The following is a 16,449-nucleotide window of genomic DNA, read 5'->3' as shown; positions in this document are numbered from 1 at the left end:
AGATACTGACCCAGCGCGTTCGAATCACGGCTCAAGGGTTGCTACCGATTAGCTACTCGCACGAAACGGCACTGGTACGCATACCCGATGCCCATCGCTGGCGCGCCTGGGATCCTCCGCGTGATGAAGTGTGACTCGCTGCAGTGAGCTACTGCCTGTAGCGCGGTTCGACAGGTTGCCGCCTTGTTTGTTCGCCGGACCATCCGCCGTGCGCCTCTGTGGATGACTGGAGGCACACGGAGTTCGTTCACCCAGGCCGATTGATACCAACGCAGGGACGCAGCAAACCGCCACCGAGCGGCGCGCGAGGCCGACGTGATCTGTCCGGCGCTTTGCCGCAAGGCTCTAAGGTGCAGTTGTGACCGAGCGGCCAAGGGATCGATACGCTAATTCGCGGGTCGCGAACTCGTCAGCGGACGAGGAGGAAGCCCGTGATCGGCTGCTCGCCGCAGCCGATGCTTGCTATGCAGACAAGGGGCCGATGCGCACCCGGATGGGCGACGTCGCGCGTCGCGCGGGCGTGCATCGATCGACGGTGTACTACTACTTCCCAAGTAAAGGCGAGCTCCTGGCGGCGTCTTTCCTGCGGATGCTGACGTCCACCCTGAGTGCAGTTGAGCAGTGCTGGCAGACTGACGAACCGTTTCTTGTTCAGCTAGTCGCGGCATGCCTCCGGGGCGCTCACGTCGCTCGCGGCTCAGCGGTGATGCGCGCGCTCGTCGAGGACCATGAAGGCTTGGGCGCCGCCTATCGCGCCGCAGAAGGCTCCGAACTATGGCGAGCCAAACTCGCCGATGTCCTGGTCCGGCGCCTCGAGACGGCGGCTGCCGCAGGAGAGATCCGCCAAGATCTGCCCCCCGACACACTCGCTCGCTGGATTGTCCGGATAACCTTCAGCCTTATTACTGATCCTGCCAACCCGGAAGACGGCGGTGATGACGGCGTGCTCCGCAACCTGCTAGTCGCGTCACTCGAACCTCGCCGGTAGGCCGATGTGCGACGCGTCAGATGGCGCATGGCACAGAGGACTTGGGCGGCTCCAATGTCGCCCAAACTTCCGCACAACGGACGAAAACGCACGTCCTGGATCGGTCAACCAATTCGCTTACCTCACAATCGTTTCAGGCAGCGTCGGAGCCTGCCAGGTCGGCGAGCCATGCGGCTACGTCACCAGTACGCGGACGTAGATCGCTCAGGACGCCGAGACCAGGTACCAGACGACGTATGGGTGGTGCCGCATTTGCGGTTGTGCTGCTCCCTGGTTCACATACGACATAAGGTGACGCATAAGAACGGAAGTAGACGAGGTGAGCTGGTGCACAAGCGGTTTAGCAACGTGTCGGTGGCCCTTCTGGTCGCAGCTGTTGTCTGCGCATGCTCGTCGTCGCATAACGCGAAGGCTCCAGCAACATTGCCCGGAGGAACAGCGCAGCTGACGATCAACGATGGAACTTCCCGTCAGACCGACACCGTGAACTGCCTGCCGATGGGTTGGTTAACCCGGGTCACTACCGGTGAAACTGCGGCAAGCATTACGGCGCTGTTATCCAGCGAGAATGCGCTTAGCGCCAAGTCAGTCAATATCAACGATGTTGACGGCTTCACGGGCAGCTATATGGAAGGCCTTCAAGGCGAAGCCTACGTAAGCATGAATGGCCGCACGTACACCATCCGTGGCACCGCCGAAGGTTTCAGCCGAGACAAACCGGACGTCCGGACAACCGGGAAATTTGTAATCGAGATCGCATGCTAGCGCCGCCCAACCGCCTGCCGGCGGATACGATTTGACTGCGGGCCACATTGGCGGGGTCACAAGCCGAGATTGGCGATAGTGTTGCCGAGCGAGGCGGGTTCAGGGCGGTGACGGGGTGTAGTTGGCCGCGGATTTACGCAACTGCCAAATCAGGTTGGGGCAAAGCTCCTGCGCGGCCTGACTTATCAGGTATGTCGCCTGGTATTCGTCAGATGTGTTGAAGTCCACCTTGACGTCTCGGGTGATGCTGGCATAACTGTCACCTCGAGAGATCTTGTCGCAGATCCCGTGACCATAGGCGATAGCCTGGTCGGCGTTGGCGAAGTTGTACCCGGGTCGAACCGTCACATTGAACAGGTACGCCACTGAGTCAGCTCGCGAAGGGGCAACCGTCGCAACAGCAGCCCAACTCATCGTGAGGCCTGCTACGAGGATCGCTCCCGCCGAACGCTTCCACCGGTTCATTAAAGTAAAGCGTAATACATCTACCTATCTTTGTCTCATCACCAGCCGAACGCGTTTTGTCGCCGATGTGATCAAGGCCCCTGGAAGCGCACTGGTTCACGTTGAGACCGCCGCGCGCCAACGCGTCGTATGCACCGTGGCCGCTTCGAGTCATCGATCGAGATGCTTCGACGCATACCCTTGCTCGGCACCCACGATTGGGGGCCGAGTGAGCCCTATTCTGGTGGCTGTCCAGGCGGTGGGTACACGCCCCTCAAAATCCATGGCAGCCACCTGATACCGAACTCAAGTTCGTCGCTGGCGTCATAATCGGGGCTAGGATCCAGTGGGATGTTCTGCCCTTCGGTGCTTGGGGGCGGATTTCCCCCGCTCCCTTGGGGCTGGCCGTAAACCGCCACCACCACAGTGCGATCCGGGCTATTCAAAGACCAGACCCCCATTTGGCTATACGCGCAATTCGCCATGATTTTGAGGTCTGCGGGGTCGTGGTACCACCGGTTGATCAAGTCATTGCCGCTGATGGCAATGGACTGGTTGATCGCCACCGTCTCCGCCACCGGACCATTGAACCCCGCCCCATTAGCCCGGTCTTGTGGGGTCGAACCATCTGAGCCGACGTCGCCGTCGAGGACGCGGTTGGTCAGCACGTCCTGGGTGTGCCGCTGCGCGGCGAGTTGCAGTTGCGGGCTGATCCTGACGTCGTTCTTACAACCAGACTGGTGCTGAACTGTGTAGACGTTGGCGACAACACTGTCATTGAGTCGCTTGTTGTTCGGAATCAGCGTGTTGTTGTCGCCATCCGCATTCGCGATGGGAGATCCCACGAGCGCCCCGATTGCCAAAACCACGGCTGCGGGCAGGGATAGGGCTCGATGCTGCATGTCCAACTCCTCATGTACCGCGGTGGCAGTGGTCGGTACCCGGCGGCCCGGCTGGTCTGAAGAGAGGCCACCCCGGCCGCAGTCGCACCGCCGATTAGGCGCTCGGATACTCCCGTAACTCCTAAACAGGCTGCAGCAACAGTTTTTTGAACTCGTCGAGCTTCGTCGCAAGCGTGCTTGTTGACCTTCTGACCCCTAGCCAACGACGACCCGAAACAGCCCGACATGAAAGTAGGCTACCCAGAACCCTCCCGCTGCGTCTAGACGCTAATAAGCAAAATATATAGCTGTTAGCGTCGCTGAGCTTTACACCCGCCATCTGCGACCCCGGGATCCCCGGACCCCTACGCTCCAGCCCGCAGCTGCGCGGCCGGCCACATCAAAGCTCCCGGCTTCCTCAAACCCCGACATGAGCGCATCCCCGGCCACGCAGGTTGCGAATGCCGCTTCACCTCCACAGCTGACTCGTGCCCCGGTCGCTCGGGAAGCGACCGCGATATCCGTGCCAATCTCACCCGGCATGGGAGATCTCGTCGCGCACGATCGCCTTGAGCGCCAGCTGGTTTGATGTCTCGACCGAGCAGCAAGGTGGCGTGCAGCGAGCGGTGGCTCAGGGTCGAACTGAGCCATGAGTCAGCTCAGAATCGGACCACGACGCCCTGAGTCAGCGCGACGAGGATCGCGAGGGTGAGGATGTACAGGTAGCAGCCTGCGACTAACGCGATTGTTTCCCGCCATAGTCCGGCTTGGGTAGCAGGGGGCAAAAAGAAGTCGGCGGGCATATCTTTCATGTTGCGGCGCTGGGACTCGGCCAACCTGTACCTCCTTCGTTTAGGGAACATATGGGCTCGCCGCACCCAGGAGTGCGCGCAGAAGCAATAGGGGTCCCACGAGAAACAAAAAGAACGTCACCTGGAATCCGACGAACCAAGCGCCCAGACGCATCAACTCGAACCGCCATCTGGAAGTAGTGATCTCATAGTTGAGGAGGTCGTCGAATTCCTCGGTCTTTGTCATCCTTTGCGGCTGGGTAGCCAGCCCTGAGGCGCCGGGCCCCGCCACTGGAACCGGTTCTTGCAAAGGGTTTTTGGCTATCGTGAATCGGTCTAGCCCGCAGAACCGTTCCAAGTGATTCAAGCCGCGGATAGGTGGCTTTCCCGCCCAATACGCGATTAGGTTCGGCCATGTGCACATCAGCCCGATCGTCCACAGCAGTGTGATGCGCCCTCCGCTGTTCCACTCGAGAACGGGGCCTATCCCGGGATCGTAGGTCCACCATCCCATGGCCGTGGCGAGACCCTCGACGATGAAGTCCCAGGCATAGTTGACCGGGATAGCAAGCACCAGCATGGATTTCAGCATGCTCCAGCCGAGCCGAGACGACAGCCACTGACTCAGCCAGAGCACCAGCAGCGCGTGCACCCCCCAATACACCGCATACGCGAAGGGCATGAACAATGGGTCATGGGGAGTCTTCAGCGGAAGCCAGTCCAACAAGTGGTGCTGAGCGAACGCTGGACTATAGAACAACATCTGGCCCCAGTCCCCCACCGTTTCCATCCAGTACACGGCCATGCTGTTGAACAAGAAGAGGAATCCCCAAGTGAGGCGACGTCGCCGAACGACATCGGCTACGGCTAGAACGATAAAGCCGGTACCGGCGATCGGAACTACCCAGTTGAAAAACCAGACGCCGGTTGGGTTCTCAGTTACCGGTGGGACGAGGTGTCCGATTGCGTAGATCGTCGGCATGCCTGGTGGACTCAAACGTTCCAGCGCAGTTCAAGTGAGTTCAGCCCGAACACCTGGCCGCCATGCTCGACAGGCTCGGCCGCGAGTGTGTACTCGGGGATCCGGCGGTGCCACTCCCGAAGCAAAATGGCCATCTCTTGTCGAGCCAGGTGAGACCCGAGGCATCGGTGCGGGCCGCCTCCGAACGCAATGTGTCGACTGATCCCGCGGTCCAGGTCGACGCGACGTCCACCAGGGAAGACGCGGTCATCACGATTCGCCATTGCCATCGGGAAAGCGGCCATATCACCGGCTTTCACCGGACAGCCATGGAAATCCATGTCCCGAGTGGCTTTCCGCGCGGTCTGCACTATCGGGTAGGCACGCAGCAACTCCTCGACCGCGTGCGGAATGATGTTGGGCTCGTTGACAATCCGGTCGCGGTCGTTGGGGTGTGTGGCCAAGTGCAGCATCGCGTAGGACGTTTGGCTGGCTACCGTGTCGAGTCCGGCCATGAACAAGAGCAACAGGCAGTTCAACAATTCCAGATCGTTGATCGGCTCTCCGTCGATCTCCCAGTGGATGGCAGTGCTGACAATGTCCTGGGCATCGGGGCGAGCCTCGGCGCGTCGTTGTTCGATGAGCCCTTGGAAGAAGCTCATGACGTGTGTCATTCCCTCGAATCGACGCGCGTTGACCTCCTCGCCCACCCCCTCTTGGTGCAGGATCATGTCCTCCCAGTTGAGGAAGTCATCCAGATGGTCGATCGGCATACCCATGAGGTTGAGAAACACGATGGACGGAAAGACGCGGGCCAACTCGGTGACGAATTCGCAACCGCCCGCCGGCTTCAGCTTGTCGATCAGCTCGCCGAGCATTCGATGCTGGTCATCCTTCATGCCTTTGACGCGGCCAGGAGAAAAGTAGTCGGCCAGCACCTTGCGCCACTTCGCATGGTCGGGAGGATCAATCATCACCGGGATCCACTTGTAGGGTGGATCCGGCTCCGTGGGCACGATGACGCTACTCGACCACAGTTCGGGGTGCTGCAGACCATCCAGGATTGTCGCGTAGTCGGTGAACATCCAGTAGCCGTCGGCTTCGGTGCTGCGCAGTGCGGGCCTGATGTCGTCCTGAATCGAGTCGAGAAGCCGGAAGTTGGAAAGCGCCGGCGCCGATCGTCCTGCCATCAACTCCACGTTCCTGACGGGGCATGAAGTGGCTGTGTCGTTGTCGGTCATGGCTTCCTCTCGTGGACTGTACGGATGCCTGGCGGGGGGTCGATGGTCGGTTGAACGCCCCGGGTGAGATGAGCGGCGAGGTCGGTGAGCGCCTCAAGCGCGGCTGCCACGGACTCCTGGGCCTCCCGGGTCAACCCAAGTCGTTCGCCGCTGGTCGCCGCGATCGCGGGAACGATAAAGGCGCGAAACCTCCTGCGGACAGCGGTATCCGAGCGGTCGAGTTCTTGAGCGGCGAGATAGGTCTGCTCAACCAGGAAATCGATGAGCTCATCGATCTCCAGGTCGGCGCGTACCTCACCATTGCGTTGTCCCTCACGCAGGGTGGGGGCCACTGCATCAACGGCCACCTGGTGCACGTGTGGGTGGTGGACCGAAGCGGAACCTTGGGCCATCAGCGCCGCGATGGATGGATCCGTTGGCAGTTCGCGGGTGGTGTACACGAGGGCGGCTTCGATCTTGGCCAGCACACCGACCTTCTTGGTCATCAACGCGTCTACGGCCGCTACGTGACGACGCGCCCGCAGCAACGCAACCTGCACCAATAACTCGGCGACGCTGCCGATTTGGCGAAAGGCCGTAGCTCTGGACACGCCCGCTCGCGTGGCAACGACTTCCATTTGCACGGCGTTGATTCCACGTTCGGCGATCTCTGCGTCAGCCGCGTGGATCAGGCGATCACGGACGGTGCCATCATCAGACGACACGGCCTTCGGCGCCGTCATGTGATGGCTCCCGCGATCTTCAACTCGATCAGGCGATCGTCGTCGAGGCCGAGTTCGCGAACCACCTCATCGGTGTGTTCGGCGAACTGAGGCGCCCGCGTCAGCACTGTCGGGCCTTCGCCGAATCTCACCGGGCTGGCGACCAGCTTCTGTGGATTACCTTCTGCATCAATGACTTCGGCGATCAGTCCATTGGCCAGCAGCGACTCGTCATTGGCGAGCTCCCACGCGTCCTGCACAGGTGCCCACTGGCCCGCACCGCGGCTGAGACGTTGTTGGCATTCGGCGTAACTCAAGCCGCCGATCGCGTCACGGACGAGCTCGTAGGCCGCCTCATGGTTGTCCAGCATGGATTCCAGCGTGGTGAAACGCGGATCCCGGGCGTAGTCGTCGAGGCCCATGAGGCCGCAAAACCCGGGCCAGTACCTCGTCGGCTGAAGCATGGACAGCTGGATGAACCTGCCGTCGGCCGTCCGGTAACAACCCGTGAGCGGGTTGCCCGGCGCTTGGGTTGTGCGTTCGACCTTTGGCAGTGGACCGCGGGACAGCATCGCCATGTTGACGCTGAATTGGGTGGCCCAAGCGCCCACGGCGAGCAACGACACGTCGAGCACCGATGGGCTACCCGTGACGTGTCGGCGGTATAGGGCCGCGGCCACTCCCCCAGCGATCGACATGCCGCCAAGGTTGTCGCCGTAGGCACCGGCGGGCATGAATGGTGGTTGCTCGGCATCGGCAGCCATGACGCCATCGGCGCTACCACCGCGCGCCCAAAAAGCCGTCGCGTCATAACCGCCCGTATCCCGGTCGGGTCCCTCCGCGCCGAACCCGCTTCCCGCTACGTAGATGATGTCGGGGTTGACGTTGCGCACATCGGCGATGTCGATGCCCAATTTTTTTCGTACGGAAGGCAAGTAGTTCGTGAGGAACACGTCGCTACGCCGGATCAGCGCCTCGAGCAAGGGCCGTGCGTCGGAATTGTCAAGTGCCAGACCGACGCTACGCTTGCCGCGATTAGGTGCTTCCATGATCGGTGCGAACGATGATCCCGGAACTGTCGCCGCGGCGCCGAGGACTCGCACCAGTCCACGCTGAGCGTCCCCGGTGACCGGATGCTCGACCTTGATCACCTCTGCGCCCCAGTCGGCCAGCACGGCACCCGCCGACGGAACGAAGGTGAATTGCGCAACCTCCAGCACGCGGACTCCATCGAGCGGACCCGGTGTCACACCGAACCTCCTGAGATCGCTGACCGTCGCGCGTCTCAAATTTGAGTCGCCACGAGGCGAACGTATCACCTAGTTGGCCATTTGGGGAGACCCAGATCACAATTTCGAAAGTCAGTCGATGATGTCGCGGACTTTGGTCTTCTCATAGCCCTTCAACATCGCGGCGCCCGCCACCTGCATATGCCGGCGCCAATGAGCTTCCGCCGCGTCGCCCTTGCGCGCTTCGACCAGGTCTGCGAGACGTTTGTAGGACTTGAGCAACTTCGCGTACTCCGTCACCGGTACGGTGTTGGCGGGGTCCGCGCCCGAGATCGCTGTAGCCGTGTGGCGTTCACCGATTTCGTGAAGCATGCCCGCAATAATTCCGAGTGTCGCGTTACCAGAGAGTTCGACCATGCGACGATGCAGCTGCGCCGAGGCTTGGGCCAGGGTTCCCGACTCCCATGCTTGGGGCACATCGTCGATCAATCGCCGGAGTTCTTGATGAGCCTTCTTGGTGCCGTCCTCGGCGAGCAACTTGGCGGCCGGTGGCTCGATGGCCGTGCGCGCCGTCATGACGTCAGCGAGTGTCGTGCCGGATAACGCCAACAACAGCCCAGCCGGTCTGGCGACGATCTCTGGCCCGGGTACCCGCACTCGGGCACCGGTGCGAGAACCACGGCGCACCTCGACGAGTCGCTCTGACTCCAGAACTCGCACTGCCTCGCGCAAGGTCGGCCTGCTGATCTGAAAGTGTGCGATGAGGTCTGCCTCGCGGGGCAGGAAGTCGCCGTCTTTGAGCCGCCCGTCTACGACCATCCGTCGCAGTGTGCGCGCAACCAGCTCGGCCGTCTTGGGCGAGCGTACTGCGCCAGGTGCGGCTTCTGCCGAGATCATCGGTGCTAGGGACTCGGGCCGGGACAAGGGGTTCTCCTCGCTGCGTCAGTTGTTTTACTCAGTAGACCATGTACAACCCCTTTTTCCAGCGCCGATTTTGTGCTCAGTCTCGATTGCACATCAACCGGATGGCTGCGTCGTCGTACCTCGAGCGTCTATGGGCGCCAACCAGGAAACTCGGTGCAGCCAGGAAACTTAACTCTGGAAGCCGTTTCCGACTCGACAACATGTTGCGCGCCTGGGCGATGTCGCCGCACACCGCCACTGCCCAGAGCATGTCGTCGGTGACGTGTTCTGCCATCGCTTGCGGCTGACCTCTGCGGAATGCGGCCCGGATTGCGCTCACCTGATCTTGCCAGCCGTGCATCTCAACGAGTGAGTCGTAGGTCCGCACGGTCAAGTAAAACGCTATTTGCAGACGGGCGTCGTTGATCGCGCGTCGCGGGTCAGTGTCATCGACCGCGGTGATGAGCCAGCCCCATTTTTTGAGGGCGTCTACCTTGCGCCCTGCGGTGTTGGCACCCTTCGCCAGTTCGGGCTCGACCGTCTCCTCCCACCAGCGGTCGGTGAACAGCCCATGACCCAAAATGCCGTCAGCGACCCGTCCAGCGGTGCGAATCATCACCCTGTTGAATGCGCCGACGACGATCGGCACTTCGAGACGCCCGAGCACCGGTGCGCGAATGTCAGCATCGATCCGATAGAAGTCGCCGTGATACTCGATCGACTCACCGTTCTCCGCACGCAGGAATTTCCTGATGATCTCGATCAGTTCGGCCATGCGGGGTGCCGGGTGATTCGCGTTGACACCAAACCAGTCTCGGTTCATGCGGGCTGTCCCTGCTCCTAACCCCAGGAACACGCGGTCCCCTGCCCGCTTTGCCAGATGACGTACAGACGCGGCATGAACGAATGGCGACCGGGCGAACGCGTAAGCGATACCAGGCCCGACCATCGCGGTCGACGTCGAACGCGTCATTTCGGCGGCGGTTACGTAGGCGCTCAGGTCGGCGAACTCGCCGGCGCAAAAAGCGACCGCTCCAGCGGCCTCCGCTTTCGCCGCAGTCTCCTCGCCGGGCCATGGCAATCCCCACTGCATGCGTCCGGTGCCCTCCAAGACATCAGTGACCTAGTCAGCCGGGCGACTTAGGCAGCCGGTGTGCGGCGCTTGCCAAATGGCGACCCAGGCAAGCCAGCCTATCGCAACATAAATAACCAGGTTAACTTGGTAGGTTCAGTTGCGCCCGGCCGACCCGCAGCGCCGGAGATCAGCTGAAGCGGATGGTTGATGTCGCCAGACCGAAGATCTTGCGGCCACCCGATTTCGCGCCGACGATGACGACACCGCTGCGGGTTTCCGGATCCAACGACTTGACTCGGCCGCTGTACTCGATGTCCGCGCCCTCGGCGGCCGACACGACCACCGGTTGGGACAGCCGCACCGCGTAGCGGGACACCGCGCCGGGGTCGCCGGTCCATGTCGAGGCAAACGCGGCACCCAAACCCATCGTGAGCATTCCGTGGGCAATCACGTCGGGCTGTCCCGCCATTTTGGCGAGGTTCTCGTCCCAGTGCAGCGGGTTGGCGTCGCAGGCCACCCCTGCGTAGTTCACCAGGTCGCCGCGGGACAGTCGGGCGTGGTGCACCGGTAACTCGTCGCCGACCTTCACGTCATCGAAGGACGGCGTCCCCGGGGTGCGGGCGGTGCCCCCCTCGGAGATCCGGACCTCGTCCGCCGGGCGCACCGTTTTCTGGTAGTCCACGTCGGAGTATTCGATTCCGGCGAGGTTGACGTCGTGCATCATCACTTTCTGCGCCGTCCCCCTGATCGCCGGATCGACATCCTCGGCCGTGACGCCGACGACGGTGGTGTGCAGGGTGTGCACCCGCTCGCCGGCGGTGTCGGTGAAGGTATTGGTCACGGTGATCAGGTCTCTGCCGGCGAACCTGCGCACCGATGACAATTCGACGTCGATGTGCAGTTCGTCGCCGGCCACGATCGGCCGGTGCTGCTCGAAGACCTCCTCGGTCTGCAGGTACATCTCGTACCCGATGACCACCGATTCGAAGAGGCGCCGGTTTGCCGCCATGGCCGGGGCCGACGTGAACGTCAGCGGCGCCACCACGTCCGAATATCCCAACTCCGCGGCAGCGGCGACATCCCAGTGCGCCGGGTGATAGTCCTGCACGGCCCGCGCGAATTCGCGCAGCTTCTCGCGGCCGACCTGATAGATGTCTTCCATCGCGTAGTAATGGCCGACCCGCGATTCGAGCGTCGACGAGTCTGCTGCCGTCATCAATTTCCCCACCTGTTCTATTCGGTTGGCCCCTGAGGCCAACCAAAGAACACTAGCGTGCGGACATCACGGCAATACGCGCCGATACTCCTCGCCGACAAATCGCTCCGGACAAGCGAAACTGCTACACCAAATAGGCTGAACGCCTTGGCTATTCGTCATCTTTCCCATGGTGTCGAATTAAATCTCTTCTAGCACGGGCATATTCATTACGATTAAGCGATTGCACGATCAGGCGCCGGTGACCGCCGGGGGCCGCTGCGCCCAGTCCGGCCGACGGCCGAGGTGGCACAGAATGCGGTCGAAATCGTCGCTGCCCGCCGTCTCGAGCGCGGGCCCGAACGGCACCCCCTGCCCGCCGCGGAATTCGCCGTCGGGCACGGCCAGTACAAGGGGCAGCACGGCGGCAATGACGTCGGCGGGCAGCTCGTAGCTCAGGCCCAGCGTCGCGGCGACATCCCAGCCGTGCACGACGTAGTCGACGAAGTGAAAGCCCATCGCCATCGCGCCGGGAGCCGCTGCGCCCTCGCCGAACTCGGGCAGCCCGAAAAGCGCCTCGCTTGCGCCATCCGTGGCGAAGGCGTCGATCACGTCGAGGGCGGCATCGGCGTAGACGCGCGCGTGATCGGTCCTCACCGCGTCGACGACGTTGTCCGCATTCCAGTGCTCGAGATCAGCACCGTCGCCTCGTGCCGACGCGGCGAATCCGCGATGTTGAACGGTCATATGAGCGAGGAGATCCAGCAGCGTCCAATCCGCGCAAGGCGTTGGCTTGGCGAAGTCGGCACGAGTGACGGCATTGACGATGTCGATCGAGTGCAACACCGCGATGCGATGCTGAGGTCGGATGTCGGGCGTATTAGTAAGCATGAGCATACGATATGTATTCGCATACGATATTGCAATGCCTATGATGGCGCGGTGGCTGCGAAGTCGCCCGACCGGCGTCCTGACCTGGCCGCGATGCTGGCGCCGCTGCTGCGCGAGCTGATCGCGGCCGAGGAGCCGGTCCTGGCAGCGCACGGGGTGACGATGTGGGGCTACGTCGTGCTGCTGGCGTTGGATCGGGCGTCGATGCGTACCCAGGCCGCGTTGGCCGCGGCAATCGGCGCCGACAAGACCCGGATTATCCGCACCCTCGACGACCTGCAGGACGACGGCTATATCGAACGCCGGCCCGACCCGGACGATCGCCGGGTGCGGTTGCTCACCATCACCGATGCCGGTCGGCAGGTCAAAGACGCTGTGCAAAGTGAAATCCAGCGCGGCGAAGAACGCTGGCTCGGCGAACTCAGCGCCGAGGAGCGAAAGATCTTCCTGCGATCCCTCGAGCGGCTGACTCCCCGCGATTGGGGATGACGCGGGGACGCGAAATATTTGCCCACCGGAATGCGCTGGCTTATTAGGTGCAGCCACACAATGCGAGGTTTGCGCACACGATGCGCTGGATCGCGCACATCCAGGAGGCCACGTCTCCTAGACGGGCATACTCGATGGTCATTTGGTCGGACACGAGGGTGGGAAGAGGCGAATTCGAGCTGCTATGAACAGCGGGAATCAAGTCAGCGCCAGGGCGCAGCGACCACGCGTGGTGAGTAGCTACGTCGCCCAGCGCAGCGACACACGTAGCGCCCTCGGCGATCCCGCCGGCTACTGGGTCGACCATGTCTGCGCGAATCACGGCTCGCTGCACTTCGTGTTTCCAGACATGGCGAAGTTCCGAGCAGGCAGCATCGTCCAGCACAACGGAGATCACCGCGTCGTCGATTTCTGGTCGGAAGGCCTGCACTACGTGAAAACCAACGCCGACGTGCGCGCCGACGGCGATCTCGGGAGCATGCTGTTCATCATCCGCAGCGGCGTTCTCGACTTTGAGCAAGACGGCCGCCAGGTCCGGCTGCAGCCGGGACAAGCTCTGCTGCTGAGCAAGTCCCGTGCTCTCCAGATCCGCCACAGTTCCTGGGCGCGGGGCTGGACGTTCGACGTGGCAGACGCACGCCGGCCCCTCAACTTGCCGGAAGGTCCCGTCGTGATGGACTTCCGGCGCGGGCTCGGCTCGGTGGTCAGCGCGATGATCTCGACCGTGAGCCTGCAGCACGACACCCTCGACGACTACGAGTTCTCGCGGTCCTGCGCCACCGTCAACGACCTGCTGTTCGCGTGCATGACCGGTCGCGGCGGAGCTCCTGACACCCTCGCTTCTGTCGAGCAGGCGGTGCGCGAACACGTCGCGCGGTACGCGAGCAATCCCGACCTCACGCCGGCCGGCGTCGCCCACACGTTGGGCTGGTCGGTGCGTCAAATTCAGTTGGCCCTGCAGCGCGCTGGTACCACGGCCAGCGATCTGATCCGCACCACACGGCTCACCCGCGCCGCCGATTTGCTGCGCCAGTCGCCGCCGAACACCCCGATCGACGCCATCGCGATCGCCAGTGGCTTTCGTTCCAGGAGCACCTTCAACACCGTCTTCAAGCAGCATTTCGGCATCACCCCGAGCGAGGCACGGATTCGCGTTGTGCCACAACGGGATTGCGATCACCGCGCGAGTCTGCTCTTGCACCACGCGAAGGATTGCTCCACCGCGCCCTGATGGACGGGAAGCCCTTAGCTACCTACCCCGCGCGCATCAGCTCCGGGCAGTGACAGACCCGATTCCCTCCGGCCCGTTTGGCCTCGTACATCGCGGCGTCGGCGCTGACGATCAAATCGTCGATCACTTTCACGTCGACATTCGCCGGAAGCTCGGCAAGAGCGGTCGCCGAAGTCCCGATGCTGGCCGTGATCGAGAAGGGAATGTCGGCGACCGCCTGGCGGAGCCGTTCGGTCATGGTGGCGTGCTGTGGCGTGGCGGCCGTGTCGACAACGACAAATTCCTCGCCGCCGATACGGGCAATCACCGCGGCGGGGCGGCAGTTCTGTTCGAGCGCCGAGCCGACCGCAACCAACGCCTGGTCGCCGACCGCGTGTCCCTGGGTGTCGTTGATCTGCTTGAAGTTGTCCAGGTCGATGACCACCGTCACCAAATAGGTGCCCGGCGGCCGGCCGTGCAATGCCATCAACTCCGACACCGCGTTGTAGAACGAGCGCCGGTTGTGCAGACCGGTCAGTGAATCGCGGTCGGTGCTACGCAGGTCGTTGCGCAACGTATGCATCAGCGACAGAATGCCGAAGGGCACACCGATGTTGAGCACCGCAACGGTAAGCAGCCCGGCGCTGATCAGGGCTACGTCGCCATCGGCGGTGATGAATCGGTGCGCCAAGATCGCCGCACAAATCACGGCCACGACGAAGTTAGTGATCACCATGCGGCGCGAGTGGAAGTACGCGATGAAGCCACCGAGCATGGCGAAAACCGTGCATCCCATCAACCCGGTATAGGGATTGGACAGGCATAGGGACGCGACGGCAATGGCGGCCATTGCCGAAAACGCGAAGAGGATCGATTGCCAGCGGGTGGGCCAATGGACCAACCACAATGTCGCGCCGACCACCCCCAGCACCGATATCGCGACCGATATCACCCGCAAAAACGGCTGGGTGGGTCCGGTGGGGCTCCACAGCATGATCGTCGGCAGCGCGCTCTGTGCGGCGATAGCGACAAAATTTGACCGTTGCCAGACTTTCTGCAGACCGCGGTTCTTCAAATAGGCGCTGAGCAGGTCATAGTGATCAGATTGCTGCACTACCGACCTGCTCTTCCGAATCGTGCGCTGCAACATCGCGCGCCGGAATTGCCACGTGAAGAATTAAATACCTAAGACATTGTTGCCGCATATCGGAGAACCACATTCATTACTCAACTGGCGCTACCTAGCGGAGTAGCCGGTGTGTGCGCTGGCAAGTAAACCGGGGACCGCGTCGCCGTCCACCCTATGGGGAGTCATGGGGCGGACCACCCATTGGGGTGGTGGGCATGGGAAATATGGGTAGTGATTGGATGAAACGCGGTGTTCGGAGTTAGCGTTGAATTCATGACCACTGGACGTTCGCGCAGGTAACCCCGGTGATAACCCCTGGCCCAACGATGACCGAGGCCCTCGATGAGGCGGTCATGGGTACGGGGCTGATCTCGGCATATCAGCAGGTCGTGGCGCTGCCGAGCGAAATCGTCGTGGGCTATGAGGCGTTAGCGCGCTGGCCAGAGCTGAACAACCCGTCGCCCACCGATGTGTTCGCCCGCGCCGAACAGACCGGCCGTTTGAGTACGCTGGATCGCGCCTGCATTCGTGCCGCTGCCCGGGGCGCATTGCTGGGCACGTCGACTCCCGGAATGCTGCTGCTGATCAATTGCGAACCCGCAACGTCGCAGATCGACCTGGCGCAAGACGAGGACGTCATGCACGCGGCCTCGCGCTTCCGCCTCACATTCGAAGTCACCGAGCGGGGATTGTTGACCAATCCGCGCGCACTGCTGCGCAAGGTCGTGGCGCTGCGTTCGCAGGGCTTCGCGATCGCGCTCGACGACATCGGCTCACACCCCGATTCACTGGTGTTGCTCGATGTGCTGTCGCCCGAAATCTTGAAACTCGACATGGGCTTGATACATCACCAACCGGATCGGATGCAGGCCCGCACCGTCGCGGCTATTACCGCGCACCACGAGCGGACCGGTGCCGTGATTTGCGCGGAAGGTATCGAAACCGATGACCATCTCGAACAGGCATTGGCATACGGCGCCACGCTCGGCCAGGGTATGCGGTTCGGCAGCCCCGGAGAGCTTCCGAGCACGTCGCGGCCGTTCTCGTGGCCGGCACGAAAGATGCAGCCAGCGCCGACGAAAATAGTCCCGGCGAATCTTGGTCTGGCAGAATTAATTCCGACGACGCGGATTGTCCGCAAGGACACTGTCACCGAACTCGCCCGGCACATCGGCCGGATAGCCGTCACTGCGGAAACCCCGCCAATGATTCTCTTCACGCTGAAAGACACCCGCGACATTCACGAGATGTCACAACAGAACCTCTCGATACTCGCCGAAAGATCGCCGCTGGTAGCGGTTTTCGGCCAGCATTTGCCTGAAGAGCTGGGACCGCGAGTCAGGCAGGTCCGGCTCGAGCCCGGCGACCCGTTGACGGACGAATCGACCGTCTTGATACTCGGCCCCGACACCGCCGCGGCGCTGATCGCACGCGAACGAACGTTCCCCGCATGCGGTCCGGACGCAGAGCGAGACCGGCGTTACGAGATGTCGATCACCTTCGACCGGGCACGCGTCGCGGCGGCGGCGCGAAGCCTGCTCGACCGGCTGGAGTGA

At 62.3% G+C, this 16,449-nt stretch carries 17 protein-coding genes; 5 read left to right on the top strand and 12 right to left on the bottom strand.

Features of this window, described 5'->3' with window-relative positions:
* Positions 1-358: 358 nt before the first annotated feature.
* Entirely contained in the window at positions 359-988 is a 630-nt protein-coding gene (locus ACAG21_RS14095) for a TetR/AcrR family transcriptional regulator (RefSeq protein WP_370496715.1), read from the top strand.
* A gap of 327 nt (positions 989-1,315) precedes the next feature.
* Positions 1,316-1,753 carry a lipoprotein LpqH gene (locus tag ACAG21_RS14090; RefSeq protein ID WP_370496714.1) on the top strand — a complete coding sequence of 146 codons (438 nt, stop codon included), beginning with the start codon at positions 1,316-1,318 and terminating at the stop codon, positions 1,751-1,753.
* Positions 1,754-1,852: 99 nt separating this feature from the next.
* On the opposite strand, the gene ACAG21_RS14085 is transcribed toward ACAG21_RS14090, so the two are convergent.
* The 11 genes from ACAG21_RS14085 to ACAG21_RS14035 form a co-directional block, all read right to left on the bottom strand.
* A complete protein-coding gene (locus ACAG21_RS14085) occupies positions 1,853-2,218 on the bottom strand; it encodes a DUF732 domain-containing protein (protein WP_370496713.1) in 366 nt (121 codons plus the stop codon).
* A gap of 215 nt (positions 2,219-2,433) precedes the next feature.
* On the bottom strand, positions 2,434-3,099 hold the full coding sequence (locus tag ACAG21_RS14080; protein WP_370496712.1) for a CAP domain-containing protein: 666 nt from the start codon (positions 3,097-3,099) through the stop codon (positions 2,434-2,436).
* A gap of 638 nt (positions 3,100-3,737) precedes the next feature.
* Positions 3,738-3,914 carry a hypothetical protein gene (locus tag ACAG21_RS14075; protein ID WP_370496711.1) on the bottom strand — a complete coding sequence of 59 codons (177 nt, stop codon included), beginning with the start codon at positions 3,912-3,914 and terminating at the stop codon, positions 3,738-3,740.
* Between the two features lie 16 nt (positions 3,915-3,930).
* Positions 3,931-4,851 carry a spirocyclase AveC family protein gene (locus tag ACAG21_RS14070; protein WP_370496710.1) on the bottom strand — a complete coding sequence of 307 codons (921 nt, stop codon included), beginning with the start codon at positions 4,849-4,851 and terminating at the stop codon, positions 3,931-3,933.
* 11 nt (positions 4,852-4,862) lie between these two features.
* Positions 4,863-6,020 carry a cytochrome P450 gene (locus ACAG21_RS14065; protein ID WP_370496708.1) on the bottom strand — a complete coding sequence of 386 codons (1,158 nt, stop codon included), beginning with the start codon at positions 6,018-6,020 and terminating at the stop codon, positions 4,863-4,865.
* A 47-nt stretch (positions 6,021-6,067) separates the two neighbouring features.
* Positions 6,068-6,793 carry a TetR/AcrR family transcriptional regulator gene (locus ACAG21_RS14060; RefSeq protein WP_370496707.1) on the bottom strand — a complete coding sequence of 242 codons (726 nt, stop codon included), beginning with the start codon at positions 6,791-6,793 and terminating at the stop codon, positions 6,068-6,070.
* Positions 6,790-8,022 carry a CaiB/BaiF CoA transferase family protein gene (locus tag ACAG21_RS14055; protein WP_370496706.1) on the bottom strand — a complete coding sequence of 411 codons (1,233 nt, stop codon included), beginning with the start codon at positions 8,020-8,022 and terminating at the stop codon, positions 6,790-6,792. The genes ACAG21_RS14060 and ACAG21_RS14055 overlap by 4 nt, the downstream gene beginning before the upstream one ends.
* A 111-nt stretch (positions 8,023-8,133) precedes the next feature.
* The gene (locus tag ACAG21_RS14050) at positions 8,134-8,925 is read right to left on the bottom strand and encodes a FadR/GntR family transcriptional regulator (RefSeq protein WP_370496705.1); all 792 of its coding nucleotides are present in this window, start codon (positions 8,923-8,925) and stop codon (positions 8,134-8,136) included.
* 76 nt (positions 8,926-9,001) lie between these two features.
* Positions 9,002-9,997 (bottom strand): LLM class flavin-dependent oxidoreductase, encoded by a 996-nt coding sequence (locus ACAG21_RS14045; RefSeq protein WP_370496704.1) that lies wholly within the window; start codon positions 9,995-9,997, stop codon positions 9,002-9,004.
* Between the two features lie 169 nt (positions 9,998-10,166).
* A complete protein-coding gene (locus ACAG21_RS14040) occupies positions 10,167-11,195 on the bottom strand; it encodes a fused (3R)-hydroxyacyl-ACP dehydratase subunits HadA/HadB (protein WP_370496703.1) in 1,029 nt (342 codons plus the stop codon).
* Between the two features lie 231 nt (positions 11,196-11,426).
* Positions 11,427-12,071 (bottom strand): TIGR03086 family metal-binding protein, encoded by a 645-nt coding sequence (locus ACAG21_RS14035; RefSeq protein WP_370496702.1) that lies wholly within the window; start codon positions 12,069-12,071, stop codon positions 11,427-11,429.
* An 87-nt stretch (positions 12,072-12,158) separates the two neighbouring features.
* Here ACAG21_RS14035 and ACAG21_RS14030 point away from each other — a divergent pair, with 87 nt between their 5' ends.
* Together ACAG21_RS14030 and ACAG21_RS14025 are read left to right on the top strand one after the other, a co-directional pair.
* Complete coding sequence (locus tag ACAG21_RS14030) at positions 12,159-12,554, top strand: MarR family winged helix-turn-helix transcriptional regulator (protein WP_370496982.1); 396 nt, start codon at positions 12,159-12,161, stop codon at positions 12,552-12,554.
* Between the two features lie 229 nt (positions 12,555-12,783).
* Positions 12,784-13,785 (top strand): AraC family transcriptional regulator, encoded by a 1,002-nt coding sequence (locus tag ACAG21_RS14025; RefSeq protein WP_370496700.1) that lies wholly within the window; start codon positions 12,784-12,786, stop codon positions 13,783-13,785.
* 22 nt (positions 13,786-13,807) lie between these two features.
* On the opposite strand, the gene ACAG21_RS14020 is transcribed toward ACAG21_RS14025, so the two are convergent.
* The gene (locus tag ACAG21_RS14020) at positions 13,808-14,878 is read right to left on the bottom strand and encodes a GGDEF domain-containing protein (RefSeq protein WP_370496699.1); all 1,071 of its coding nucleotides are present in this window, start codon (positions 14,876-14,878) and stop codon (positions 13,808-13,810) included.
* Between the two features lie 341 nt (positions 14,879-15,219).
* Between ACAG21_RS14020 and ACAG21_RS14015 the strand changes: the two genes are divergently transcribed.
* On the top strand, positions 15,220-16,449 hold the full coding sequence (locus tag ACAG21_RS14015; RefSeq protein ID WP_370496697.1) for an EAL domain-containing protein: 1,230 nt from the start codon (positions 15,220-15,222) through the stop codon (positions 16,447-16,449).

The organism is Mycobacterium sp. pR1184 (assembly GCF_041287235.1).
Taxonomy (GTDB): domain Bacteria; phylum Actinomycetota; class Actinomycetes; order Mycobacteriales; family Mycobacteriaceae; genus Mycobacterium.
Note: the sequence above shows the minus strand (reverse complement) of the source record. Positions and strands in the feature narration are given on the sequence as shown.

Bases quoted from the DNA above. Each gene is read 5' to 3' on its own strand.
- ACAG21_RS14070 (WP_370496710.1), bottom strand. From the start codon at position 4,851: ATGCCGACGATCTACGCAATCGGACACCTCGTCCCACCGGTAACTGAG.
- ACAG21_RS14040 (WP_370496703.1), bottom strand. From the start codon at position 11,195: ATGACGGCAGCAGACTCGTCGACGCTCGAATCGCGGGTCGGCCATTAC.
- ACAG21_RS14030 (WP_370496982.1), top strand. From the start codon at position 12,159: ATGCTGGCGCCGCTGCTGCGCGAGCTGATCGCGGCCGAGGAGCCGGTC.
- ACAG21_RS14085 (WP_370496713.1), bottom strand. From the start codon at position 2,218: ATGAACCGGTGGAAGCGTTCGGCGGGAGCGATCCTCGTAGCAGGCCTC.
- ACAG21_RS14045 (WP_370496704.1), bottom strand. From the start codon at position 9,997: ATGCAGTGGGGATTGCCATGGCCCGGCGAGGAGACTGCGGCGAAAGCG.
- ACAG21_RS14060 (WP_370496707.1), bottom strand. From the start codon at position 6,793: ATGACGGCGCCGAAGGCCGTGTCGTCTGATGATGGCACCGTCCGTGAT.
- ACAG21_RS14065 (WP_370496708.1), bottom strand. From the start codon at position 6,020: ATGGCAGGACGATCGGCGCCGGCGCTTTCCAACTTCCGGCTTCTCGAC.
- ACAG21_RS14015 (WP_370496697.1), top strand. From the start codon at position 15,220: ATGACCGAGGCCCTCGATGAGGCGGTCATGGGTACGGGGCTGATCTCG.
- ACAG21_RS14035 (WP_370496702.1), bottom strand. From the start codon at position 12,071: ATGCTCATGCTTACTAATACGCCCGACATCCGACCTCAGCATCGCATC.
- ACAG21_RS14080 (WP_370496712.1), bottom strand. From the start codon at position 3,099: ATGCAGCATCGAGCCCTATCCCTGCCCGCAGCCGTGGTTTTGGCAATC.